The 23,533-nt window shown below is 70.1% G+C and carries 24 protein-coding genes and 1 tRNA gene; 16 read left to right on the plus strand and 9 right to left on the minus strand.

The window, feature by feature from the left end; genetic code table 11:
• Positions 1-143 precede the first annotated feature (143 nt).
• Positions 144-818, minus strand: coding sequence for a glutathione S-transferase family protein (locus tag H4F98_RS06000; protein WP_246372927.1), 675 nt, complete (start codon positions 816-818; stop codon positions 144-146).
• 140 nt (positions 819-958) lie between these two features.
• Positions 959-1,513 (minus strand): DUF3228 family protein, encoded by a 555-nt coding sequence (locus H4F98_RS06005; RefSeq protein WP_182685864.1) that lies wholly within the window; start codon positions 1,511-1,513, stop codon positions 959-961.
• Positions 1,514-1,635: 122 nt separating this feature from the next.
• On the opposite strand from H4F98_RS06005, the gene metF reads away from it, so the two are divergent.
• From metF to H4F98_RS06020, 3 genes are all read left to right on the plus strand, one after another.
• The gene (metF, locus tag H4F98_RS06010; protein WP_182685866.1) at positions 1,636-2,475 is read left to right on the plus strand and encodes a methylenetetrahydrofolate reductase [NAD(P)H]; all 840 of its coding nucleotides are present in this window, start codon (positions 1,636-1,638) and stop codon (positions 2,473-2,475) included.
• A gap of 109 nt (positions 2,476-2,584) precedes the next feature.
• The gene (locus H4F98_RS06015; protein ID WP_182685867.1) at positions 2,585-3,361 is read left to right on the plus strand and encodes a hypothetical protein; all 777 of its coding nucleotides are present in this window, start codon (positions 2,585-2,587) and stop codon (positions 3,359-3,361) included.
• A gap of 76 nt (positions 3,362-3,437) precedes the next feature.
• The gene (locus H4F98_RS06020; RefSeq protein WP_182685870.1) at positions 3,438-4,358 is read left to right on the plus strand and encodes a branched-chain amino acid transaminase; all 921 of its coding nucleotides are present in this window, start codon (positions 3,438-3,440) and stop codon (positions 4,356-4,358) included.
• A 47-nt stretch (positions 4,359-4,405) separates the two neighbouring features.
• Here H4F98_RS06020 and H4F98_RS06025 read toward each other — a convergent pair whose 3' ends face one another.
• The 7 genes from H4F98_RS06025 to H4F98_RS06055 form a co-directional block, all read right to left on the minus strand.
• Positions 4,406-5,758: a sensor histidine kinase gene (locus tag H4F98_RS06025; protein WP_182685872.1), complete on the minus strand. Its 1,353-nt coding sequence runs from the start codon at positions 5,756-5,758 to the stop codon at positions 4,406-4,408.
• On the minus strand, positions 5,745-6,428 hold the full coding sequence (locus H4F98_RS06030; RefSeq protein WP_141518235.1) for a response regulator transcription factor: 684 nt from the start codon (positions 6,426-6,428) through the stop codon (positions 5,745-5,747). Before H4F98_RS06030 ends, H4F98_RS06025 begins: the two co-directional genes overlap by 14 nt.
• Before the next feature lie 423 nt (positions 6,429-6,851).
• The gene (locus tag H4F98_RS06035; RefSeq protein ID WP_182685874.1) at positions 6,852-7,334 is read right to left on the minus strand and encodes a hypothetical protein; all 483 of its coding nucleotides are present in this window, start codon (positions 7,332-7,334) and stop codon (positions 6,852-6,854) included.
• 143 nt (positions 7,335-7,477) lie between these two features.
• Entirely contained in the window at positions 7,478-8,389 is a 912-nt protein-coding gene (gene rimK, locus H4F98_RS06040; protein ID WP_182685876.1) for a 30S ribosomal protein S6--L-glutamate ligase, read from the minus strand.
• A gap of 7 nt (positions 8,390-8,396) precedes the next feature.
• Complete coding sequence (locus H4F98_RS06045; protein ID WP_141518232.1) at positions 8,397-8,885, minus strand: ATP-dependent zinc protease family protein; 489 nt, start codon at positions 8,883-8,885, stop codon at positions 8,397-8,399.
• Positions 8,886-8,976: 91 nt separating this feature from the next.
• Positions 8,977-9,050: transfer RNA gene (locus tag H4F98_RS06050), tRNA-Gly, on the minus strand.
• Positions 9,051-9,111: 61 nt separating this feature from the next.
• Positions 9,112-10,944 (minus strand): autotransporter domain-containing protein, encoded by a 1,833-nt coding sequence (locus tag H4F98_RS06055; RefSeq protein ID WP_182685878.1) that lies wholly within the window; start codon positions 10,942-10,944, stop codon positions 9,112-9,114.
• Positions 10,945-11,130: 186 nt separating this feature from the next.
• Between H4F98_RS06055 and thiS the strand changes: the two genes are divergently transcribed.
• The 13 genes from thiS (at position 11,131) to H4F98_RS06120 (ending at position 23,409) form a co-directional block, all read left to right on the plus strand.
• Positions 11,131-11,331, plus strand: a complete 201-nt coding sequence (thiS, locus tag H4F98_RS06060) for a sulfur carrier protein ThiS (RefSeq protein ID WP_182685880.1) — start codon at positions 11,131-11,133, stop codon at positions 11,329-11,331.
• 329 nt (positions 11,332-11,660) lie between these two features.
• Positions 11,661-12,233, plus strand: a complete 573-nt coding sequence (locus H4F98_RS06065) for a sigma-70 family RNA polymerase sigma factor (RefSeq protein ID WP_182685882.1) — start codon at positions 11,661-11,663, stop codon at positions 12,231-12,233.
• On the plus strand, positions 12,230-13,015 hold the full coding sequence (locus H4F98_RS06070; RefSeq protein WP_182686028.1) for an anti-sigma factor: 786 nt from the start codon (positions 12,230-12,232) through the stop codon (positions 13,013-13,015). The genes H4F98_RS06065 and H4F98_RS06070 overlap by 4 nt, the downstream gene beginning before the upstream one ends.
• Before the next feature lie 92 nt (positions 13,016-13,107).
• On the plus strand, positions 13,108-14,067 hold the full coding sequence (locus H4F98_RS06075; RefSeq protein WP_182685884.1) for an acyl-CoA desaturase: 960 nt from the start codon (positions 13,108-13,110) through the stop codon (positions 14,065-14,067).
• Positions 14,064-15,353, plus strand: coding sequence for an NAD(P)/FAD-dependent oxidoreductase (locus H4F98_RS06080; RefSeq protein ID WP_182685886.1), 1,290 nt, complete (start codon positions 14,064-14,066; stop codon positions 15,351-15,353). The genes H4F98_RS06075 and H4F98_RS06080 overlap by 4 nt, the downstream gene beginning before the upstream one ends.
• Positions 15,350-16,129: a DUF1365 domain-containing protein gene (locus H4F98_RS06085; protein ID WP_182685888.1), complete on the plus strand. Its 780-nt coding sequence runs from the start codon at positions 15,350-15,352 to the stop codon at positions 16,127-16,129. The genes H4F98_RS06080 and H4F98_RS06085 overlap by 4 nt, the downstream gene beginning before the upstream one ends.
• Positions 16,126-17,388, plus strand: a complete 1,263-nt coding sequence (locus H4F98_RS06090; protein WP_182685890.1) for an SAM-dependent methyltransferase — start codon at positions 16,126-16,128, stop codon at positions 17,386-17,388. Before H4F98_RS06085 ends, H4F98_RS06090 begins: the two co-directional genes overlap by 4 nt.
• A 47-nt stretch (positions 17,389-17,435) precedes the next feature.
• Positions 17,436-18,212 carry a DUF1295 domain-containing protein gene (locus H4F98_RS06095; RefSeq protein ID WP_182686030.1) on the plus strand — a complete coding sequence of 259 codons (777 nt, stop codon included), beginning with the start codon at positions 17,436-17,438 and terminating at the stop codon, positions 18,210-18,212.
• The gene (locus H4F98_RS06100) at positions 18,196-19,299 is read left to right on the plus strand and encodes an SAM-dependent methyltransferase (protein ID WP_182685892.1); all 1,104 of its coding nucleotides are present in this window, start codon (positions 18,196-18,198) and stop codon (positions 19,297-19,299) included. Before H4F98_RS06095 ends, H4F98_RS06100 begins: the two co-directional genes overlap by 17 nt.
• 53 nt (positions 19,300-19,352) lie before the next feature.
• Positions 19,353-19,844 carry a lipocalin family protein gene (locus H4F98_RS06105; RefSeq protein WP_220479116.1) on the plus strand — a complete coding sequence of 164 codons (492 nt, stop codon included), beginning with the start codon at positions 19,353-19,355 and terminating at the stop codon, positions 19,842-19,844.
• 57 nt (positions 19,845-19,901) lie between these two features.
• Positions 19,902-20,696 (plus strand): thiazole synthase, encoded by a 795-nt coding sequence (locus H4F98_RS06110; protein WP_182685895.1) that lies wholly within the window; start codon positions 19,902-19,904, stop codon positions 20,694-20,696.
• Positions 20,696-21,439, plus strand: a complete 744-nt coding sequence (trmB, locus tag H4F98_RS06115; protein WP_182685897.1) for a tRNA (guanosine(46)-N7)-methyltransferase TrmB — start codon at positions 20,696-20,698, stop codon at positions 21,437-21,439. The genes H4F98_RS06110 and trmB overlap by 1 nt, the downstream gene beginning before the upstream one ends.
• Positions 21,440-21,570: 131 nt before the next feature.
• The gene (locus H4F98_RS06120) at positions 21,571-23,409 is read left to right on the plus strand and encodes an SLC13 family permease (RefSeq protein WP_182685898.1); all 1,839 of its coding nucleotides are present in this window, start codon (positions 21,571-21,573) and stop codon (positions 23,407-23,409) included.
• The last annotated feature ends 124 nt before the right edge of the window (positions 23,410-23,533 follow it).

Below are 23,533 nucleotides of genomic sequence, written 5' to 3' on the forward strand. Positions count from 1 at the left end.
TGACGAAAAGTGGTGGCCTGTCACCGCGGGAGGGGTTGCGCGAAGCAGAACCCATCGTGCGCAGCGGGCGAAAGCCATTGGCCTTGCCCGCCCCCGGTGCGATGCCCGCCGCGTGTTCCCGCGGTGGCGTGAGGCACCGTGCTTCAGCGGACGGAGGCGGCCCTGAAAACGGCCAGCTGGGCATCGAACGCGCGCCGGTAGGCCGGTCGGGCCTCGGCACGGGCGACGTAACGCGACAGGTTCGGGTGAGCATCGAGCAGGCCCGATGCCCTGAGCCTGAGCAGCACCGACGCCATCATCAGGTCGCCGACGCTGAAATCGCCATCGAGCCAGGCGGCATCGCCGAGCCGGTCGGCGAGCGGGCGCAGCCGGTCGTGGATCCGCTCCTGCACGAGCGGCAGGCGCTCCGCGCTCCATGGCCGGTCGGCTTCCAGCAGTCGCGCGGTGACCAGTTCCAGTATCGGTGGCTCGATCGTGTTGAGCGCTGCGAACAGCCACGCGATCGCGCGCGAGCGGTCGGCGCCCGCGACGGGCATCAGGCCGGGGTGCCGCTCGGCGATATGGAGCACGATAGCGCCGGTCTCGAAAAGGACGACATCGCCGTCCTCGTAGGTCGGGATCTGGCCGAACGGGTGCCGCGCCAGGTGCGTGGGCGCCTTCATGTCCTGGAACGACAGCAGGCGGACCCCATAGGCCTGGCCGACCTCCTCCAGCGCCCAGCGCACGCGCATGTCGCGCGCCAGCCCCTGGCCGCGGTCCGGCGATGATTCGAAGGCCGTGAGGGTCGGCATTCCGGTGGTGGCCCGTGGGTTCTTCATGTCCGGCTCCTGTTCGCGATCGCATCGCTTCAGCGGGTCGACGATCCACGGGCCGGGGTATCGACGCGGTGCGTGGCGGCCGCCCGCGCGCGCATGCCCCGATGGCAACACACGAGCGTCCGGCGCGCTGCCCCGCCCGGTCACCGCCAGTTCGCGTTGGCGTCCCAGAACGCGACGCTGCGGCGGTAGGCATCGCGATCGATCGGCACGCCTGAACCGCCTTCCTCCACGCCCAGTGCGTTGCGCATCATGGTGATCGGCGCCATCGGGATCTCGTCCGGGGTGGCGGTGTACAGGCAACCCACCACGCCCCACTCGCGGTCGATCGGGTTGCCTTCCTTCTGGAGCTGCGCGGCGCTGTAGACGATCACCACGAGGTAGTCCGCGACGGGAGGCTCCACGCCTTCGAACCAGCGCACGAGGACCGGGAGTTCCTGGCGCGAGCGGGACTCGTAGCCCGAGCGCAGCAAGTGGCGGTTGGCCTCCGTGACCGGCACCGTCAGGCAGCGCGTGGTCGTCCAGTTGCGATGCACGTGCAGCTTGCAGAAGGGCGCGTATCCCTCGAGCACACGCAACGGTTGCGTTGCATTGAGGTATTGCTCGAACTGCTCCGGACTGCAGTCGCGGATGGTGTTGGGGCGCGGCTCGCGGGGAAACAGCCGGGTGCGTGCGAAGGGCGTGAGACGAATGGACATCGGCGGACCGGGCGCTGAAGGGGCGGCCGCACAGGGTAGCCCCTTGCCTCTTGAACAATTCGTTTACATTCATCGCGATGAAGCGATACACTAACCCGATCCCACGCCCGAGCGCCTGCCCGATGAGCACACCCCACCGTACGCCCATCAGCTTCGAGTTCTACCCGCCCAAGACCGATGAGCAGCGGACCCAGCTCGATCGCACGGCGGCGAAGCTCAAGGCGGCCGGCCCGGAGTACGTGAGCGTCACCTTCGGCGCCGGCGGGTCGACGCTCAGCCACACGCCCGAGGCCATCCAGCACCTGGCGGCGCGGCACGGGTACAGCGCCGCACCGCACATCACCTGCATGGGCGGCTCGCGCCAGGAAATCCGCGGCATGCTCAAGCTCTACAAGGCCATGGGCGCCAAGCGCCTGGTCACGCTGCGCGGCGACCTGCCCTCGGGCATGGTGAGCCCCGGCGACCTGCGCTACGCCAATGAGCTGGTGGAGTTCATCCGCGACGAAACCGGCGATCACTTCCACATCGAGGTCGCCGCCTACCCCGAGATGCACCCGCAGGCGCGCGACGCGCATGCCGACCTGGCCCACTTCAAGCGCAAGGTGGAGGCGGGCGCGAACGGCGCCATCACCCAGTATTTCTACAACGCCGACGCCTACTTCCGCTTCGTCGACGACGCCCGGGCCCACGGCATCGACATCCCCATCGTGCCGGGCATCATGCCGATCTCGAACTTCAGCCAGATCCGACGCTTCTCCGACATGTGCGGCGCCGAGATCCCGCGCTGGATCGCGCAGCGCATGCTGGCCTATGGCGACGATGCCGCCAGCGTACGGGCGTTCGGTGCCGACGTAGTCGCCGAACTGTGCCAGCGACTGATCACCGGCGGAGCGCCGGCCCTGCACTTCTACACCCTGAACCTGGCCAAGCCCTCGCTGAGCGTGATCGAACGCCTGGCCTGAGCCCGGCTGGCGGGCCCCTGAACGGCGGGCACCGCCTTCACTGTCCGCCCCCCGCGGGCGGCGGTAACCTGCACGCGTGCCCCCTTCCCGCCCCACGCCCGCGCCCCCCATGCACAGGCCCGCCACGGCTACGCTGCTGGTCGGTCTCCTGCTGGTCTCGGCCTGGCCACGGCCCGCCGATGCCCAGGTGCATCGCTGCAACGCCCCCGACGGCACTTCGATCTTCACCGACCGCGCCTGCGCCTCGCTGGGCGCGACCGCCAGCCTGCCAGACGCGGGCACGCACGCTGCCCGCCACGCCAGCAGGATGCGCTGCATGGGCTCGGTCCAGGACCTGATGTTCGAGATGTCGATGGCCTTCGATGCCGGCGACGCCAACCGCCTGGCCAGCGTCTACCACTGGGCCGGCATGTCCTCGGGCAGCGCCTACGCGACCATCGAGCGCCTGGACCGCATGGTCAGCCGGCCGCTGGTGGACATCGTCGCGATGATGCCCGACCCGCCCGACCCGCCCCCCAGCCTGCAGCCGCTGCCCCGAGCACCGGTCGCCGCCCGCGCGGAGGGCGCGATCCCCGCACGACAGGCGGACCCGGCCAGCGAGGACGACTCCTACGTGGAGACGCTTGCCCGGCGCTACGCCGACTCGCCTGAGCCGGAGCCGGACGCCCAACCGGTCCAGACGGTGCGCCACGACGCCGCCGGCGCGCCATACGGCCGCCCGGCGGTGCCGCCGCCCGCCACCTTGCCGCCCGCGCCCATCGTGCCGGTGGCACCGGCCAGGCCAGTCGGCATCAAGGTGGTCCAGACGCTGACCGACGGCATGACGCCGACCAGCACCGTCTTCGGCCTGACCCGGCATTTCGGTTGCTGGTGGATCCGCAACTAAGGTCCCCGGGTGCGGGCGCCGCGCCGCGAGACAGGGCAAAATGGTCGCCTTTACTCCACTTGAAGGGACCCCGGCGATGCAGCAGTACCCCGACTGGATCTGGCACAACGGCAGCATCAAGCGCTGGCAGGACGCCACCACGCACGTCATGGCACACGGCCTGCATTACGGCTCGTCGGTGTTCGAGGGCATTCGCTGCTACGAAACGCCGGACGGGCCGGCGATCTTCCGCCTGACCGACCACAATCGCCGCCTCTATGCCTCGGCGCGCATCTACGACATGGCGCTGCCCTACGACCTGGACACCCTCAACGCCGCCTGCCACGAGGTCATCGCCCGCAATGGCCTGACCCGCGCCTACCTGCGCCCGTTCGCGTGGCGCGGCCTGGGCGGTTTCGGGCTGTCGGCCGACACCCCGATCGAGATGTCGGTGGCCACCTGGTTCATGGGCCCGTACCTGGGCGAAGCCGCGCTCGAGACGGGCATCGACGCCTGCGTGTCGAGCTGGCAGCGTTTCGCGCCGAACACCATCCCGGCCGGCGCCAAGGCAGGCGGCAACTATCTCTCGGGCCAGCTGATCGCCCGCGAGGCGCGCCGCCTGGGCTTCGGCGAAGGCATCGCGCTGGCGTCCACCGGCCTGCTCAGCGAAGGCGCGGGCGAGAACCTGTTCCTGGTCTTCGACGGCGCCCTGCACACCACGCCGGTGAGTGCCGCGCTGCTCAACGGCATCACCCGCAACACCATCATCACCCTCGCCCGCGAGAACGGCATCGAGGTCGTGGAGCGCGACCTGCCGCGCGAATACCTGTACCTGTGCGACGAACTGTTCATGTGCGGCACGGCGGCGGAGATCACCCCGATCCGCTCGGTCGATGGCCGCCAGGTCGGCGCCGGTCGCCCGGGGCCGGTGACCCGGCGCATCCAGGACCTGTTCTTCGGCCTGTTCGACGGCCGCACCCAGGACACCCACGGCTGGCTGGAACCCCTGCAGGGCTGACCGCCCCGTGCATCGCCACCGCGCCGCCTCGACACCGGCGGCGCGCCTCAGTCGACGAGCGCGCTCGTTGCCTGGGGACCAAAGGACATGGTCGCCACCACGCCCCGGATCTCGCCCGGGGTGACGCGCACGTTCCAGCCGTAGAGATCGCACAGGCGACGCACGATCGACAGGCCGATGCCCCCGCCCTGCGAATGGCCGGCATGGGTGCCGCGATACCCGCGCTCGAACAGCTTGGCGGCATCCTCGGCGCTCAGCCCCGGGCCGGAATCGATCACTTCGACCGAATCGGGCAGGAGGCGGACGATGACCTCGCCGCTCTTGGTGTACTTGACCGCGTTGCCGATCAGGTTGCCCAGCGCCACCGAGACGGCCGCTTCAGGGGCGTCGACGACCAGTTCGCTGTGTCCCTCGATCCGCAGCTCCAGCGGCTTGCCGGCGATCTGCGCGCGATGCGATTCCAACAGGCTGTCGGCGAGCCGGCCGACGTTGGTGGCGCCGTGGCCGCGCTCGTTGCGCGAAAGCAGCAGCAACGCGCTGATCAGGTCGGTGCACTGCGCCTCGGCGCGCTGGATGCGCAACAGCCGGCTGCGGGTCTTCTCGTCGATGTCGGGATGGGACAGCAGCAGCTCCACCGCGCCCTTGATGACGGCCAGCGGCGTGCGCAGCTCGTGGCTGACGTCGGCATTGAACTCGCGGTCGCGCTCGACGACCTCGGTCAGGCGCGCGGAATAGTCGTCGAGGGCCTCGGCGAGCTGGCCGACCTCGTCGTCCGGGAAATGGCTGGCCAGCGGTTCGAGCTGGCTGCTGTCGCCGGACTCCTTCAAGCGCGTGGCCAGTTCCGAGACCGGGCTCATGACGCGCGACGCGGACCACCAGCCGACCAGCAGCGACAGCAGGCTGAAGACGAAGACCGAGACATAGATCGCGCGGTTGAACTGGGTCTCGCCGCGCACCGACTGGGTCATGTCGTAGGCGAGGAAGAACCACTCGTTGGGCGTCTTGCGCACCGCCAGCTTGTAGGCGAACGGCGAGCCATCGGGGTTGGTCCCCGACATGCTATGGATGCCGTCGCCGAACTCGTACCAGTCCGGCTCTTCCTGGCGCAGCGCATCGAAGTTCTCGCGGCGCACGACCTTGCCGTACATCTGCTGGAACGGGATGCTCGGCGATTGCCCGGGCGCGGTGTAGTAGCTCTCCGCGTAGGCGTCGATGTTGCGGTTCATCACGTCCTCGACCAACTGGTTCTCCACGCGGTTGCGCGTGTAGTTGGTCGCCCACGCGAACAGGGCCGTCAGGCCGAAGCCCAGCAGCACGAAGGCGAGGATGATGCGGCTGCGAAGTTGTCGCCGGAAGCGCCGGCGCCGGCGTGGGCGCGGGGATGCGTCAGTCGCGCTCATCGGGCGCGGCGATGCGGTAGCCGATTCCGTGGCGGGTCTGGATCAGGGGCACCTCGAAGGGCTTGTCCGCCACCGCCCGCAGGCCGTGGATGTGCACCCGCAGGCTGTCCGAATCGGGCAGTTCCTCGCCCCAGACGCGGGTCTCCAGTTCCTGCCGGGTGACCACCGCGGGCGAAGCTTCCATCAAGGCCTGGAGGATCTTCAGCGCGGTCGGGTTGAGTTGCAGCAGCTTGCCCTGGCGCCGCACTTCAAGCGTGTCGAGGTTGTACTCCAGGTCGCCCACGTTGAGCACCCGGGTCTGCACGCCACGGCCGCGGCGCGAGAGCGCGTTCAGGCGCACCTCGACTTCCTGCAGGGCGAACGGCTTGATCAGGTAGTCGTCGGCCCCGGAATCGAAACCGGCCAGCTTGTTGTCGAGGCTGTCGCGCGCGGTGAGCATCAGCACCGGGGTCTGCTTGCGCGCCTCGTTGCGCAGCTTGCGGCAGACCTCCAGGCCGTCCATGCCGGGCAGGTTGAGGTCCAGCACGATCGCATCGAAGTCGTGGACCACCGCCAGGTGCAGGCCGGTGATGCCGTCGGCGGCGAAATCGACCGTGTGGCCGCGATCTTCGAGGAAGTCGCCCAGGTTGGCGGCGATGTCCTGGTTGTCTTCGATTACGAGTATGCGCATCACGCCTTCCTTCGGAGGGTGCAGGCCCGGTGGGACCGACGACCCGGTGTATGTTTGACCGCCGACCGGAGCCACGGTTCCTGAACAGGCAGCATGTCCCCATGCGACCGCATGCCCCGATTCTGCCAGAGCGACGGGACGGCGCCGTGCAGGCGCCTTCACCCCGTCCCGGCACGTGCCAATAAAAGGCCCAGGGACGGGACCACCGTGCCTGGGCCAAGATTGGTTCGTACTGTCCCGATACCGTAACCCGCTATGTCCATCGACTGACCTGAGGCTGACCGAACTGGAACGGGCTGAGCTGCGGTCCGACCAAGGCTACGCGGGTGCCGATTAAAGGCTTGTTAAATACTGGAACCGCGCTGAAATCTTGTTCACATTGCTTTTAATTCAGTGACTTGCGACACCCAGGCGCGTCGGCATTCAGTCGCCCAGGACACTCGCAGGCGTCAGGCTGCCCTGGCGCAATGCGTCCGCACCGGCCTCCTGCTGTCGCCGACGCTCGGCCACGGTCTGGCAGGAGCTGACGACGAAATTGCTGCCCACGCGTCGCTCGCGCGTGCAGACCCGGCGACTGTCCTCGGCGGCCTGGGTCAGCAGCGTGTTGACCTTTTCCTGGGCGTTGAACAGCTCAACCCGAAGCTGCGGCGGCATCGCATCCACGCTCCCCGACTGCCCCAGCAGGGCTTGCATGGCGTCAAGCGAGGCGACGACCTCGGCACGCGCCGCGGCCGACAGCTCGGCATAGGTCTCGCCGTCGGCGAGGTCCCGCGCGATCGCTGCCCGCTGGGCGGCGAAATCGGACCCGGCCGAACGCGCCACATCGAGTGCGGCCTCGCCATGATAGGCCTGCACAGGCGTGGACAGGCACAACAACAGGGCACAGCCCAGGACGACTGCCTTCATCGCGAACTCCTTTTGTTTCCCGGAATGGATCGGCACGGCCCAACGCCGGCCCCCTTGACCACGAAGCTAGCGCGGTCGACGCGCACGTGGCACCTCGGAGGCGCAACCCGCCCGATGCGGCAAAGCCGGCGTCCTGCGGTCTACTAGGATTTCCGCGCGTGGTTGCGCTTGGCGGCGCGGCGTTTATGGCGCTCGGCGGAGTAGCGGATGATCTCGCCGGCGATGTCGATGCCGGTGGCATCCTCGATCCCCTCCAGGCCCGGCGATGCGTTGACCTCCAGCACGAGCGGTCCGCGCGCGGACCGGATCAGGTCGACGCCGGCCACGCCCAGGCCGAGGACCCGGGCCGCACGGATCGCGACGTCCTGCTCGGCGGCGGTGGCCTTCACCACGCGGGCGCGGCCGCCGCGGTGCAGGTTGGAGCGGAAATCGCCCTTGGGGGCCTGACGCTTCATCGCCGCGACGACGCGGCCGCCCACCACGAAGCAGCGCAGGTCGGCGCCCTTGGCCTCGGCGACGAACTCCTGGACCAGGAACTGGGCATACAGGCCGCGCAGCGCCTCGATCACGCCACGGGAGGCGCTCAGCTTCTCGGTCAGCATCACCCCGGCGCCCTGGGTGCCCTCGTTCAACTTGATCACGTGCGGCGGCGGACCAAGCATCGACAACAGGTCGTTGGTGTCGTCGGGATTGTCGCCGAACACCGTGGCCGGCATGCCGATCCCCTGCGCGGCGAGCATCTGGTGGCTGCGCAGCTTGTCGCGCGCGCGCAGGATCGCGTCGGAGGCGTTGGGGGTGAAGGTGTCCATCAGTTCGAACTGCCGGAGCACCGCGCTGCCGTAGCGGGTCACCGACGCGCCGATGCGCGGGATCACCACGTGGTAGCCGGACATCGCCCGTCCCTTGTAGTGCATCTGGAACCCGTCGGAGGCGATGCGCATGTAGCAGCGCAGCGGATCGAGCACGCGCACCGAGTGCCCCTGCTCGCGCGCGGCCTCGGCCAGTCGCCGGGTGGAATAGAGTTTGGCGTTGCGCGACAGGATCGCGAATTTCATCGGGACATCATCCGGAGGGGGAAGCCGGCGCGTCGCCCTGGGGCGGGCGACCGTGCAGGTAGGAGCGTGCCGGATCGACCGTGAACGCACGGGCCAGGGCCGTGCGCCCCAGCAGCATCGGGAACAGCATGCCGCGTCGATCCGACAGGTTGATTTCAATCTCGCGTTCGATCCCCGCCAGTCGCAAGGTCGTGCGCAGGAACACCCGCAGCGTCCTGCGTCCGCCCGAATCGGTCACCTCGCGCTCGTCGAGCACCGGGGCGACGACGTCGCGCGCCGCACCGCCCAGGCCCGGCGACAGCCGGAAACCGACCCAGGGCGCGCCGGCCTCGACGAAGCGCCACTGCTGGTCGACGTGGAGGGCGGAGCTGCGCGCCCCGGTGTCGACCTTGGCCTTCACCGCGGCCAGCCCCAGGTCCGGCAGGGCGACCGACTCGCGCCAGCCGAGCACGACCCGGGGCGGGCGCACCGGCTTGGGGGCATGCGGATGGGTCATCGGGCCTCCTGGACCCTGGCGACGGCCGGGTCGGGCGTCGGAAAGCACAACGGCGGCACGGTCCCGTGGGACCAGCGCCGCCGCCTGGATCTGGAGCGGGTGAAGGGAATCGAACCCTCGTCAGTTGCTTGGGAAGCAACAGCTCTACCATTGAGCTACACCCGCGTGGCGCAGAGTCTACGCCGCGCGGCCCGTTCCAGGCAACGCGGCGCGACCGTCCGGTCGCTCAGAAGGCCTTGCCCAGGCTCAGGAAGGCCGAGAGGTTGTCGGTGCCTTCGCGCGCGAACGCGCCCGAAATACCGAAGTCGGCCTCCAGGCCGAAGAGGCCGGCGCGTGCGCCCAGCAGGACCGAGCCGTGGTCGCCGTCGATCTCAAGGCCGGGCACGGCGAAGGGTGCCGCGCTCGGCAGCGACTGCAGGCGCGCGAAGGCCTCGTCTTCCTCGTCCTCGAACTCATGCTCCCAGCTGACCCGGGCATAGGGACGGAAGGCCTCGCTGGCCTCGATCTCGACCTGCCAGCCCAGGCTGCCGACCAGCGAGTCGTGGTTCTGCTCCGGGAACGCCATCGAGGTCGACAGGGTGGGATCGTTCTCGGCCAGTTCGTCGATGTCGATGCTTTGCGACACCAGCGATGCCACCGGGCCATGGCGCAGGTTGCCGTGCTCGAACGCATAGCCGCTCTCCACCGCCACGACCAGGCTGGTGCCATCCGCCGAGGCCGAATGGCTGCGCGTGACCGCGCCGAGCTGGACCTTGCGGTCGAGGTCGTAGTTCGACCAGTTGTACCCGACCTGGCCCGTCACCCACGCGCGCTCGCCGCGCCAGCCCAGGTAGGCGCCCAGGCTGGTGTCTTCGTGGCTGAACTCGCCGAAGCGGCGGCCGAAGTCCATGGTCTGCTTGCCGAAGCCGAGGAAGCCGCCGTAGACCAGGTTGCCGCTGCGCCAGTCGAGGCCGGCGGTCAGCGCCGGGCCGATGCCCTCGGCGTCGACCATGAGGCCCGCGTCCTCGTCGAACTTCTGGTAGTCCCCGCGCACGTCGGCCCAGGCGCGCATGCCCTCGGCGTCGGGACGCCCCTCGACCTGCGCGGCGACGCGCTCGGTGCGCGCCAGGCCGCTGATCTCCTGCGTGTACGGCATCAGCGCGACCATGCGCGGCGCCTCGAGCACCGAGATCGCATAGTCGGCGAGGATGTTGTGGGCCTTCGAGGACGGATGCACGCCATCGGCGAAGGCATAGGTGTCCGCTGCGTCCGGGCTGACATAGGTGCCCGGATTGCAGGTCAGCGACTGCGCGGTGATCTGGGGCTGGCAGGCGGTGCCGGTGACGTTGGTGAAACCGTAAGGCACGGGGTTGTCGGTGATTTCCTGCAGCAGGTGGAAGGTGTCGAGGGGAATCACGCGCAGGCCAGACGCCGCGAGGCCGCCGAACAGGGCGTCGTTGTAGGCCGTGGACAACTGGGTGCCCTGCCCCTGGGCCAGCGGTCCCTGGGCGATGAAGCCCGGGGTGCGGCCGAGGTCCGGCACGGTGGGCACGAGGATGTAGCGCGCGCCGGCGCCCTGCAGCGCGCCGACGATGCCGATCTGCGACGTCACCGCGGCGCCGATGGTCGGCGCGGCCGGCGCCCCGCCGGTCACCGCGAACAGGTCGTTGGCGCCGCCCCAGACCGTGTACAGGGCATTCGGATCGGCGCGGCCGCCGGTACTGGCCAGGTAGTTGCCGACCTGTGTCGCCAACGAGGGAATCGGACCGAGCGCGCCGGTCGTATCGGTGCCGACGCGCGCGCCGCCCACGGCGTAGTTGTCGCCGCCCTGGTTGTCGCTGAAGGCCTCGTCGCCGTAGAAATCGGCCAGGTATTCGGACCACACCAGGCCGGGGTTGGTGGTGAACTTGCCGAGGATCGCCGCCGACGGCCCGGCCTGGTTGACCAGCGCCGGCCGGAAGTGGCCGGAGTCGGTCAGGCTGTCACCGAAAAAGACGGTCTGGGAATAGGTCTGCGCGGCAACGGGCGCGGCGGCGATCGCCAGGGCGGCGGCCAACACGGTACGAACGGGTGCTTTCATCGGAGTTCCTGGTTTCCTGGGATGTCGTGCGTGCATGCACGCGGTGCATGATTGTCCGCAGGCAGGACATACGCTAGCGGATGGCGCATCCAAGCACGCCGCGGGGCGGCGACTCAAGCCGCAGTGCGTCATGGCCATCCCGGGCAGCGGCTTCCCAGCCGCGGTCCATCGCGGGACAATGGCGGCATGGACATCCGACTCAATGGCGAGGCGCGCGACATCCCCGCCGGCACCACCGTCTCCATGCTGCTCGCGAACGAAGGTTTGGCCGAACGGCGCGTGGCGGTCGAGGTCAATGGCGAGATCGTGCCGCGTGGCCGGCATGACGGGCATGCGCTGGCCGCCGGCGACCGCGTCGAGATCGTGCACGCCCTCGGCGGCGGCTGACGCGCGGCTACGGCGGGCGAGCGGCCTGCATCCGCGCCGCGCAGGGGCGCGTACCCGTCGGAGAGCGCCCGCAGCGGCGATCCCGACAGGCCTTCATGTCCATCCCCGCCCTCCACCCTCCAGCCTCACGGGCGCGTGTCCGCGCCCGCGCGGCCAGGCGGCCATCCCAATGCGTGACGCGGGCGCTGGCATTCCGCGGCGATCGCGCGCATTGTCGCCGCTGGCGTAGCTCGACCACCGGGCCGTGCCCGGCGGTTGCTGCCTGCGATGAGGGTGCGCCGCCGTACCTTCCGCCCTTCCCCGGTCCACCCGCCCCCTCCGGAGCATCCATGGCGTCACCCAGCGCAAGGCCCGAGCCCGACGCCGAACGACTGCGCGCCCTGCTTGCGCGGGTCGCGGAAGGCGACGCCCTGGCCTTCGACGCTTTGTACCGCGACGCCTCGCCGCGACTGATGGGCGTGTGCCTGCACCTGCTGGCCGATCGCGCCGAGGCCGAGGACGTGCTGCAGGACGTGTTCGTGACCGTCTGGAACAAGGCCGCGCAGTTCGATCCACGCAAGGCCGGCGCCATGACCTGGATGGCGACGGTCGCGCGCAACCGCTCGATCGACCGCCTCCGCGCCCGCCCCGCGGCGCAGCGCCTGGCGCCGATCGACCTGGCCGAGGCGCTGGCAGACGAAGGCCCCACGCCCGCGGCTTCGGCGGCAAGTGCGCAGGACGGCCGGCGCCTGGACGCCTGCATCGATGAACTCGAGCCGCGGCGCCAGCGCCTGGTCCGGATCGCGTTCTTCGAAGGGGCCACCTACGAGGAACTGTCCCAGCGCGTGGGCTCGCCGCTGGGCAGCATCAAGAGCTGGATCCGGCGCAGCCTGCAGCAACTCAGGGCGTGCCTGGAACGATGAACATCCGCGGGCACGACATCGACGGCGAGCCACCGGGCGCGGACATCCGCGCCGGCGAGTATGTCCTGGGCGTGCTCGATGCCGCCGAGCGCCGCGAGACCGAGGACCGCATTGTCCGCGACCCGGCCTTCGCGCGACTCGTCGAGGAATGGGAAGCCCGGCTGGCCGGCCTGCTCGAGGGCATCGCGCCGGCCGACGTGCCCGCCCACCTGTGGCCACGCATCCGCGCGCGCCTGGGCTGGCCGGCGGTCGCCGCCACGCCTGCCGGCATCTGGCAGGACGTCAGGGTCTGGCGCGGCGTCGCGGCCCTGGCGACGGCCGCGGCGATCGCCGCGATCGCGCTGGGCCGGTTCCACGCGCCTGCTCCGCCGCCATCGGCCCCGTCGGTCGCCACCACGCCGGGCGAAACGCCCCCGCCTGCGCCTCACGGCGACAGCGCCGCGCCGCTGCCGGTCACCCTCCTCGCCGGCGAAGACGGGTCCCCCGCCTGGCTGGCCGCCGTGGACGCCGCCAACGGCACACTGCGCCTGGTGCCGGTACCGCACCCGGTCGATGCCGGTGGCCGTGTCCCGGAACTGTGGCTGATCGCCGAGGGCGAGGCGCCGCGCTCGCTGGGCCTGCTCGCCACCGACCGCGCGCAGACCGTCGTCGTACCCGCGACGCTGAGGGCCGGGCTCGCGCCGGGCAGCCTGCTGGCGATCTCCCTGGAGCCCAGCGGCGGCGCACCGGCCGGCGCGCCGACAGGGCCGATCATCGCCAAGGGCGGATTGCGCGCGCTCTAGCTTCTTCGGCTTCTTCGGCTTCTTCGCCGGGTCCATGCATCCGCTTGACGCGGGATTGCGTATCCCCGGTAGGACGAAGACAGGAGCGCCCCATGCCCGATACCCGCGCCGAGCCGCGCGAAGCCAGCCCCGGTCGAACGCGTCGATGGCGATCGATACTGCGCTGGTTCGACACCGCGGACGCGCAGGGCTACGAAGCAGGCGGCGATCGCATCGACTGGCTTCGCGCGACCCCCTTCATCGGCATGCACCTGGCATGCCTGGCGGCGCCCTGGGTCGGCGTCTCCGCCGTCGCGATCCTGGTGGCAGTCGCGCTGTACGCCGTGCGCATGTTCGCGCTGACCGCGTTCTACCATCGCTATTTCTCCCACCGCACGTTCCGTGCGTCGCGTGCAGTGCAGTTCCTGGGCGCGGTGGTCGGCGCATCCTGCGTGCAGCGTGGCCCGCTGTGGTGGGCCGCGCATCACCGCAACCACCACCGGCACGCCGACACCGAGCATGATCCGCATTCGCCGCGGATCCGCGGTTTCGTCCACAGCCACGTCGGCTGGTTCCTCAGTCCGCGTGGCTTCCATACCGACTGGGCGCGCATCCCCGACCTTGCCCGCTACCCGGAGTTGCGCTGGCTCGACCGCTTCGACCTGCTCGTGCCGGTGGCTCTGGCGGCCGCCGTATACGGCTTGGGCGCCGTGCTCGAGCGGATCGCGCCGCAGTGGGGCACCAACGGGCCGCAGATGCTGGTGTGGGGCTTCTTCGTGTCGACGGTGGTGCTCTTCCATGCCACCGTCACCATCAATTCGCTCGCCCATCGCTACGGCACCCGCCGCTTCGAGACCCGCGACGACAGCCGCAACAACGCCTGGCTGGCGCTGCTGACCTTCGGTGAGGGCTGGCACAACAACCACCATTTCTTCCCCGGCTCGGCGCGCCAGGGTTTCCGCTGGTGGGAAATCGACCTGACCTGGTACGGCCTGCGCGCCCTGTCCGCGCTGGGCGTGGTGCGCGGCCTCAAGCCGGTACCGGCGTGGGTCGCGGAAAGGGCGCGACGATGAGCCAGCGCATCGCCGTCGTCGGTGCCGGCATCGCCGGCCTCGCCAGCGCGTGGTGGCTGTCGCGGCGCCACGAGGTCGTCCTGTTCGAATCCCAGGCGCGCCTGGGCGGCCACACCCATACCCACGAGATCGACCTCGACGGCCAGCGCCACGCGGTCGATACCGGGTTCATCGTCTTCAACCGGATGCACTATCCGTTGCTCGACGCCCTGTTCGACACCCTGGACGTGGCGTCGCGACCGACCACGATGAGCTTTTCCGTGCACAGCGAGGCCAGCGGCGTCGAGTACAACGCCAGCACGCTGGACGGCCTGTTCTGCCAGCGCCGCAACCTGGTCTCGCCGCGCTTCCTGCGCATGGTCGCCGACATCCTGCGCTTCAATCGCGAGGCCGCGACGCTGCTGGAGGCTACCGGCGATGATCCCACGCTGGGCGAATACCTGGCCCGGCGACGTTACGGGACCGCCTTCCGCGACGAGCACCTGGTGCCGATGGCATCGGCGCTGTGGTCGTCCCCGCCGAGGAAGATCCTCGAGTTCCCGATGCGCTTCCTCGTGCGCTTCCTGCAGAACCACCAGATGTTGCAGGTATCGGGCCGCCCGCAATGGCGCGTGGTGGAGGGCGGATCGTCGACCTACATCCGCGCGATGCAGGCCCGCTGGCGCGTCGAAGAACGCCTCGCCTGCCCGGTGGAGTCGGTGCGCCGCGACCATGCCGGCGTCGAGCTACGCCATGCCGGGGGGCGCGAACGTTTCGACCAGGTCGTGCTGGCCTGCCACAGCGATGACGCGCTGCGCCTGTTGCGCGACGCCAGTGCCGAAGAACGCGAGGTCCTGGGCGCGATCCGCTACCAGGCCAACGATGCCGTCCTCCATGGCGACACCCGACTGCTGCCGGCCGACCCCAGGGCCTGGGCGGCATGGAACGCGCACGTGCCGGCCCGAGAAGGCGCGCCGTGCACGGTCACCTACCACATGAACCTGTTGCAGGGCATCGAGTCGCGGCAGCCGTTCCTGGTCACCCTCAACCGGAACGCCGCGATCGACGACAGCAAGGTGCTCAGGCGAATGAAGTACCGCCATCCGCTGCACGACCACGCCGCGGTCGCGGCGCAGGCCCGGCGTGGCGAGATCCAGGGTCGGCGCCATACCTGGTTCGCCGGCGCCTATTGGGGCTGGGGATTCCACGAGGACGGCATGCGCAGCGCGCACGAGGTGGCCTCGGCCTTCGGCGTCGCGCCCGGCCAGGCCGACGGCAGGGCTGAACACCAGGGCGAGGCCGCATGAACGGCGAACTGGCCAGCGCGGTCTACGAAGGGCGGGTCCAGCACCGTCGGCACCGCCCGAGCCGGCATGCCTTCTCGCACGGACTGGGCCAGTTGTGGCTGGACCTGGACGAGATCGACCGCGTGTTCGACCGCCACTGGCTGTGGTCGGTGGACCGGCGCAACGTCGCCGAGTTCCGCCGCCGCGACTACCTCGGCGGCGACGACGGCATGCCGCTGGCCGAGAGCGTGCGCAGCCGCGTGTGCACGGCCCTCGGGCACGCCCCGACCGGTCCGGTCCGCCTGTTGACCCATCCGCGCTATTTCGGCCATGTCTTCAATCCGGTCAGCTTCTACTACTGCTACCGCGCCGACGGCGTGGGGCTGGACGCGATCCTGGCGGAGATCACCAACACGCCCTGGCAGGAACGGCATGCCTATGTCCTGGATGTCGGCGACGCACGGCGACGCGGCAACGTCCTGGAATGGGACTTCGACAAGCGCTTCCACGTGTCGCCCTTCATGGCGATGTCCCGCCGCTACCGCTGGCGCTTCACCGTGCCCGGCGACATCCTCGGCGTGCACATGCAGGCGCGCGACGGCGAAGACCGCGAGTTCGACGCCACCCTCTCACTCAAGCGCCGCCCGCTCGACGGCCGCGCGCTCGCCCGCCTGCTCTGGCGCTATCCGCTGATGACCGCGCAGGTCGTCGGCGCGATCCACTGGCAGGCGTTGCGCCTGTGGCTCAAGCGCACCCCCGTACACGACCATCCGCGCCACGCCGGAGACACCCGATGACCGAAGCCGTAACCCGGATCGACGATCCCGCCCGATACTCGACGATGGACCGCTTCCTGCGCGAACGCCTGCATGCGATGTTCGCGACGCTGGACCACGGCCGGCTCACGCTCGTCGACGGCCTGGGCAGCGCGCACTTCGGTCGCGTCGCGCCCGATGGGCTGGAAACCACGGTCCGGATCGCGGATCCGGCGTTCTACCGGGCGGTCGCCGCTCGCGGCAGCGTGGGGGCCGGCGAGGCCTACATCGAGGGCCACTGGCAATGCAGCGACCTGGTGGCGCTGGTGCGCCTGCTGGTGCGCAACCGCGACCTGCTCGACGGGATGGAGGGCGGTCTGGCCCGGCTGGGCGGCTGGATGCTGCGCGCGTGGCATGCCCTGCGGCGCAACACCCGCGATGGCAGCCGGCGCAACATCACCGCCCACTACGACCTCGGCAACGAATTCTTCGCCCTGTTCCTGTCCCCCGACCTGATGTACTCCTCGGCCCTGTTCGAATCCGCGGACGAGCCGCTGGAAACCGCCTCGCGGCGCAAGCTGGAAGCGATCTGCGCCCACCTGGCGCTCCGACCCGGCGACCGCGTCGTGGAGATCGGCACGGGATGGGGCGGCTTCGCCCTGCATGCGGCGCGCCACCATGGCTGCCACGTCACCACCACGACCATCTCCCGCGAACAGCATGCGCTGGCCAGCCAGCGCGTCGCCGAGGCCGGGTTGCAGGAGCGCGTCACGCTGCTGCTGGACGACTATCGCGACCTGCAGGGCCAATACGACAAGCTGGTCTCGATCGAGATGATCGAAGCCGTCGGCGCCGACTACCTTGACACCTACTTCGCCACCCTCGGGCGCCTGCTGTCCCCGGGCGGGCGCGCCGTGCTCCAGGCCATCACCATCGAGGACCACCGCTATGCGCAGGCCCGCGATTCGGTGGACTTCATCAAGCGCTTCGTGTTCCCCGGCAGCTTCATCCCCTCGGTCAGCGCCATGCTCGACGCCAAGACGCGCAACACCGACCTGCAGCTGCTGGGCATGGAGGACTTCGGCCCTTCCTACGCGCTGACCCTGCGGGCGTGGCGCCAACGCTTCCTGGCCCGGCTGGCCGAGGTCCGGGCGCAGGGCTTCGACGAGCGTTTCATCCGCATGTGGACCTTCTACCTGGGCTACTGCGAGGGCGGGTTCCTCGAACGCGCGACCGGCGTCGCCCACCTGGTGATGGGCCGCCCCGACCGGCGCGGCATCGACGCGGGGGCGAGGGCGTGAGTCCCTTCGTCGATCTCCTGGTGGTGTGGGCGCTGGCCGCGGTGACGATGGCCGCGGCCTGGACCTGGCAGCGCCGCCACGCCAACGCCGGGATCGTCGACGTGGTGTGGGCCGGCGGCGTCGGTGCCTCGGCGCTGCTGCTGGCCGTGCTGGGGACGGGGGCCCTACTGCCGCGGGTGCTGCTGGCCGTGCTCGGCGGCGCGTGGGGGTTCCGGCTGGCGCTCCACCTCTGGCGGCGCGTCCGCCATGAAGAGGAGGACGGCCGCTACGCCTACCTGCGCCGTCACTGGAACGACCGCCAGGGCCTGTTCTTCCTGTTCTTCCAGGCACAGGCCCTCCTGGTGGTGCTGTTCGCGCTGCCCTTCCTGGCCGTGGCCGCCAATCCGGCCGGCGCCTTCGGGCCATGGACCGCGGCAGCGCTCGCGACCTGGGGGCTGGCCGTGGCGGGCGAGGCGATCGCCGACCGGCAACTGGCGCGGTTCCGCGCCGACCCGGCCAATCGCGGCCACGCCTGCCGGGCCGGCCTGTGGCGCTACTCGCGTCATCCGAACTACTTCTTCGAGTGGCTGCACTGGTTCGCCTATGTGTGCCTCGCGGTCGGCGCGCCCCTCGCATGGCTGGCCTGGGCCGGCCCCGTTGTCATGTACGTCTTCCTGCGCTGGATCAGCGGCATCCCCTTCACCGAGGCGCAGGCCCTGCGCAGCCGCGGCGAGGACTATCGCCGCTACCAGGCAAGCACGCCGATGCTGTTCCCCTGGTTCCCGCGCCCCACGCCCTCCTCCTCCCCCACGCCCCTGCGAGGTCACCATGAACGCGCGGATTGAGTCCACCCTCCATCACGAGCGCCCCGGGCCCGGCCTGATCGGCCTGGCCGAACGCGGCTGGATCCCCGACACGCTGCTGCGGCTGGGCATCCGGCGCCTGTGCCGGCAGCGCCTTCGCGAAGAACACGCCGGGGGCTGGACCGGCGAGGCCCACCGCTTCGAGGCCCGCCTGGCCATGCTCCGCGGCAGCCCGGTGGCCATCCATGCCGATGCCGCCAATGCCCAGCACTACGAGCTGCCGCCGGAGTTTTTCAGGCTCTGCCTGGGCAAGCGGCTGAAGTACTCGGCCTGCTACTACCCGGAGGGCGACGAGAGCCTGGACGAGGCCGAGGACGCCATGCTCGCGCTCTACGGCGAGCGGGCCGGCCTGGCGGACGGCCAGGACATCCTGGAGCTGGGCTGCGGCTGGGGATCGCTGACGCTGTGGATGGCCGAGCGCTACCCCAACGCGCGGATCACCGCGGTGTCCAACTCCGCCGCGCAACGCGAACACATCCGCGCCCAGTGCCACCAGCACGGCTTCGACCACGTGCGCGTCATCACCGATGACGTCAACGTGCTGGAACTCGATGCAGCGGCCTACGACCGCTGCGTGTCGATCGAGATGTTCGAGCACATGCGCAACTACGCCGTGCTGCTGGAGCGCATCGCCGGCTGGCTGCGGCCGGGCGGCAAGCTCTTCGTGCACGTGTTCCTGCACCGCACGCTGATGTACCCGTTCGAGACCGAGGGCGAGGACAACTGGATGGGCCGGCATTTCTTCACCGGCGGCCTGATGCCGTCGGCCGATACCCTGGCCTGGTTCCAGGACCACCTGTCGCTGGAGCGCCGCTGGCTGCTCGACGGGCGGCACTACGCCCGCACCGCGAACCAGTGGCTGGCGCGGCAGGACCGCCACCGGGATGCGGTTGAGGCGGTCCTGGCCCACGTGCATGGCCAGGCGCAGGCCGCGCTCTGGGTGCAACGCTGGCGCATGTTCTGGATGGCCTGCGCGGAGATGTTCGACTACGACGGCGGCCGCGAGTGGGGCGTGGGCCATTTCCTCTTCAGCCGCCCCGACGACGCGGACGCGGGGGCCGGGCGATGAGCGCGCTGTCCACGCCACTGCGCCCGCGCACCCTCGCCGTGCTGTGCGCGGCGATGCTCGCCGGCTGCGCCCACCAGGCGCCGACCATCGCACCGGTCGAGGCGGTCGAGCTCCCGCGCTTCATGGGGACCTGGTACGTCATCGCGCACATCCCCACCTTCGTCGAGCGCGACGCCTACAACGCCGTCGAGCGCTACCAGCTCGACGACGACGGGCGGATCCGCACCACCTACACGCAGCGCAAGGGCGGCTTCGACGCGGACGAATCGACGATGCACCCCATCGGCCGCGTCGTCCCCGGTACCGGCGACGCCGTGTGGACGATGCAGTTCGTGTGGCCCATCCGCGCCGAGTACGTGATCACCTACGTCGACGCCGGCTACACCCAGACGATCATCGGGCGCAGCAAGCGCGACCATGCCTGGATCATGGCCCGCACGCCGAGCATCCCCGAAGCCGACTACCAGGCCCACCTGCAGCGCCTGCGGGAAATGGGGTACTCGCTGGAGGACCTGCGCCGGGTCCCCCAGCGCTGGCCCGAGTAACACCATCGGACCGCCACGTCGCGCCCCCGCGCGGCCGGGTGGTGCGATAATGGGGGGATGAACGCCCCACACCGCATCGATCCGCTCGTCATCGCCGGGAAAAGCTACGGCTCCCGCCTGCTCACCGGCACCGGCAAATTCAAGGACCTGGAAGAAACCCGGCTGGCCACCGAGGCCGCGGCCGCCGAGATCGTCACCGTCGCCATCCGGCGCACGAACATCGGCCAGGCGCCGGGCGAGCCGAACCTGCTCGACGTCCTCCCGCCCGATCGCTACACCCTGCTGCCCAACACGGCCGGCTGCTATACCGCCGAGGAGGCGGTCCGCACCTGCCGCCTGGCCCGCGAACTGCTCGACGGGCATGCGCTGGTGAAACTCGAGGTGCTGGGCGACCAGAAGACCCTGTTCCCGGACGTCGTCGCCACCCTGGAGGCCGCCGAGACCCTGGTGGCCGAGGGCTTCCAGGTCATGGTCTACACCTCCGACGATCCGATCCTGGCCAAGCGCCTGGAAGCGATCGGCTGCGTGGCGGTGATGCCGCTGGCGGCGCCGATCGGCTCCGGCCTGGGCGTCCAGAACCGCTACAACCTCATGGAGATCGTCGAGAACGCCAGCGTCCCGATCATCGTCGATGCCGGCGTCGGCACCGCGTCCGATGCCGCGATCGCGATGGAGCTGGGCTGCGACGGCGTACTCATGAACACCGCCATCGCCGGCGCCCGCGACCCGCTGCTCATGGCCCATGCGATGAAGCTGGCCGTGGAAGCCGGTCGCGCCGCCTTCAAGGCCGGCCGGATCCCGCGCAAGCGCTACGCCTCGGCGTCCAGCCCGGTGGACGGCCTGGTCGGCTGATGAGCGACGCGCCCGACAAGCCCGCCGGCAAGGCCCCGCCCAAGCCCTTCACGGTGCACGAGGGGCAACGGCAGATCCGCAGTTTCGTCCTCCGGCAGGGCCGCTTCACGCCCGCCCAGCAGCGCGCGTTCGACCAGGCCTGGCCACGCTTCGGCCTCGACTACGAGGGCCGGCCACGCGATTTCGACGCGGTGTTCGGCCGCGCCGCACCGCGGGTGATGGAGATCGGCTTCGGCAACGGCGAGGCGCTCCGCTTCGCGGCCCGCCAGGACCCCTCGCGCGACTACCTCGGCCTGGAAGTGCATGCCCCGGGCGTGGGCCGCCTGCTCAACGCACTGGCCGAGGACGGCAGCGACAACGTGCGGGTCTACCACCACGATGCGGTCGAGGTGCTGGAGAACGAGGTCGCCGACGGCAGCCTCGACGAGGTGCGCATCTACTTCCCCGATCCCTGGCACAAGAAGCGCCACAACAAGCGCCGCCTGGTGCAGCCCGGCTTCGCCGGCCTGCTGGTGCGCAAGCTGGCCAGCGGCGGCCGCTTGCACCTGGCCACCGATTGGCAGGACTATGCCGAACACATGTGGGACGTCCTCGATGCCACCCCCGGCCTGGAGAACCGCGCCGGAGCGCGGGGATCGGTGCCGCGGCCCGAGTGGCGCCCGCAGACCCACTTCGAGACGCGGGGCCAGAAGCTGGGCCACGGCGTCTGGGACCTGCTCTACGACAAGGCACGGGATTCGTGATTCGTGGTTCGTGATCCGGCAAACACGCGGCAACCGGTAGGCTCGGTCGAAGTTCCCGACTCCCGCATCGACGCACGGCGGCACCGGCCCTGTCGCGCGCCACGATCCGGTCACAGGCACGCACGGACCTGATGGACACCACGCTGGCGCTCACCACCGACATGAAGCTCGTCCTCGGGCTGGTGGGCTTCACGATGGTGATGTTCCTGTTCGAGCGCATCCGCGCCGACGTCGTGGCGCTGGTCGTGCTGGTGCTGCTGGGCCTGTCGGGACTGGTCGCGCCGGACGAACTGTTCAACGGTTTCTCGGGCCAGGCGGTCATCAGCGTCATCGCCACGATGATCCTCGGCGCCGGCCTCGACCGCACCGGCGCGCTCAACCGCCTGGCGGCCTGGCTGCTGCGGCGCGCGCACGGCATCGAGCAGCGGCTGATGCTGCTGACCGGGGCGATCGCCGGCCTGAACTCCTCCTTCATGCAGAACCCCGCGGTGATGGCGCTGTACCTGCCGGTCGCCTCCCGCCTGTCCTCGCGCACCGGCCTCTCGCTGCCGCGACTGCTGCTGCCGATCGCCGCGGCGATCATGATGGGCAGCGCGCTGACGATGGTCGGCAACTCGCCGCTGATCCTGCTCAACGACCTCCTGGTCGCGGCCAACAGCAACCTGCCCTCCGGTGCGGCCACGCTTGAGCCGCTGAAGATGTTCGCGCCCCTGCCGATCGGCCTGACCCTGCTGGCGGCGGCGCTGGCGTACTTCCATTTCTTCGGCCACCGGCTCGAGCGCGACGACGCCGGCAAGGGCGTGACCCCGGCGCGCACCCAAAGTTACTTCGCCAAGGCCTACGGCATCGAGGGCGATGTCTACGAGCTGACCGTCACCGCCGAGAGCCCCCTGGTCGGCATGTCGCTGGGCGAGGCCGAGACCCTGCACGGCGTGCCCCTGCTGCTGGCGCTCAAGAGCAACAACGAAGAACGCCTGGCGCCACCGGCCGATACCCGCATCTGGGTCGGCAGCGTGCTCGGCGCGATGGGCCCCAAGCAGCAGGTGGCCGACTTCGCGCAGAACAACTTCCTGCGCCTGACCTCGCGCCTGCGCAACTTCGGCGACCTGTTCAACCCCAGTCGCGCCGGCATCTCCGAGGCCGTGATCCCGCCGACGTCGAGCTTCATCGGCAAGACCGGCCGTGAGCTTGAGCTGCGCAAGCAGCGCGGCATCAGCCTGCTGGCGATCAACCGCGAGAAGGACGTGTTGCGCGAGGACGTGCGCAACCAGCCGCTGCGCTCGGGCGACATGCTGGTCCTGCACAGCATCTGGACCGACCTGGCCAAGGCCGCCGCCGGCAAGGACCTGGTGGTGGTCACCGACTACCCCAAGGGCGAACAGCGACCGCACAAGTTCAAGATCGCGATGGGCATCTTCGCCGTGGCCATGCTGCTGGCGCTGTCTTCGCGCCTGCCGGTGTCGCTGGCCCTGATGGCCGGGGTGGCCGGCATGCTGATCGCCGGGGTCATCCACATCGACGAGGCCTACTCGGCGATCAACTGGAAGACGGTCTTCATGATGGCCTGCCTGATCCCGCTGGGATGGGCGATGGATTCCAGCGGCGCGGCGGCCTGGGTCGCCGGGCACAGCATCGAGCAGCTTCCACGGGGCACGCCGGTCTGGATCATGCAGTTGCTGCTCGGGCTGCTGACGACCGCCTTCTCGCTGGTGATCAGCCACGTCGGCGCGACGATCGTGGTGGTGCCGCTGGCGATCAACATCGCCCTCGCCGCGGGCGGCAACCCGACCGCCTTCGCGCTGATCGTGGCCCTGTCGGCCTCCAACAACTTCATGACCGCATCCAATCCGGTCATCTCGATGATCACCGGCCCGGCCGGCTATTCGGGCAAGGAGCTGTGGCGCATCGGCGCACCGCTTTCGCTGGTGTACACCACGATCACGGTGCTGATGGTCAACCTGCTGTTCTGAGCGGCAATGGGGAATGGGGAATGGGGAATGGGTGCGAGCAAGATCATCGCGGCATGGTTCCCGGCATCTGGCGCCAAAGGTGGGTCACGCCGGCCCACGGGTGGCGCGCGCCACTGGCGATCCC

Source organism: Marilutibacter spongiae (assembly GCF_014145325.1).
GTDB classification, from domain to species: Bacteria; Pseudomonadota; Gammaproteobacteria; order Xanthomonadales; family Xanthomonadaceae; genus Marilutibacter; species Marilutibacter spongiae.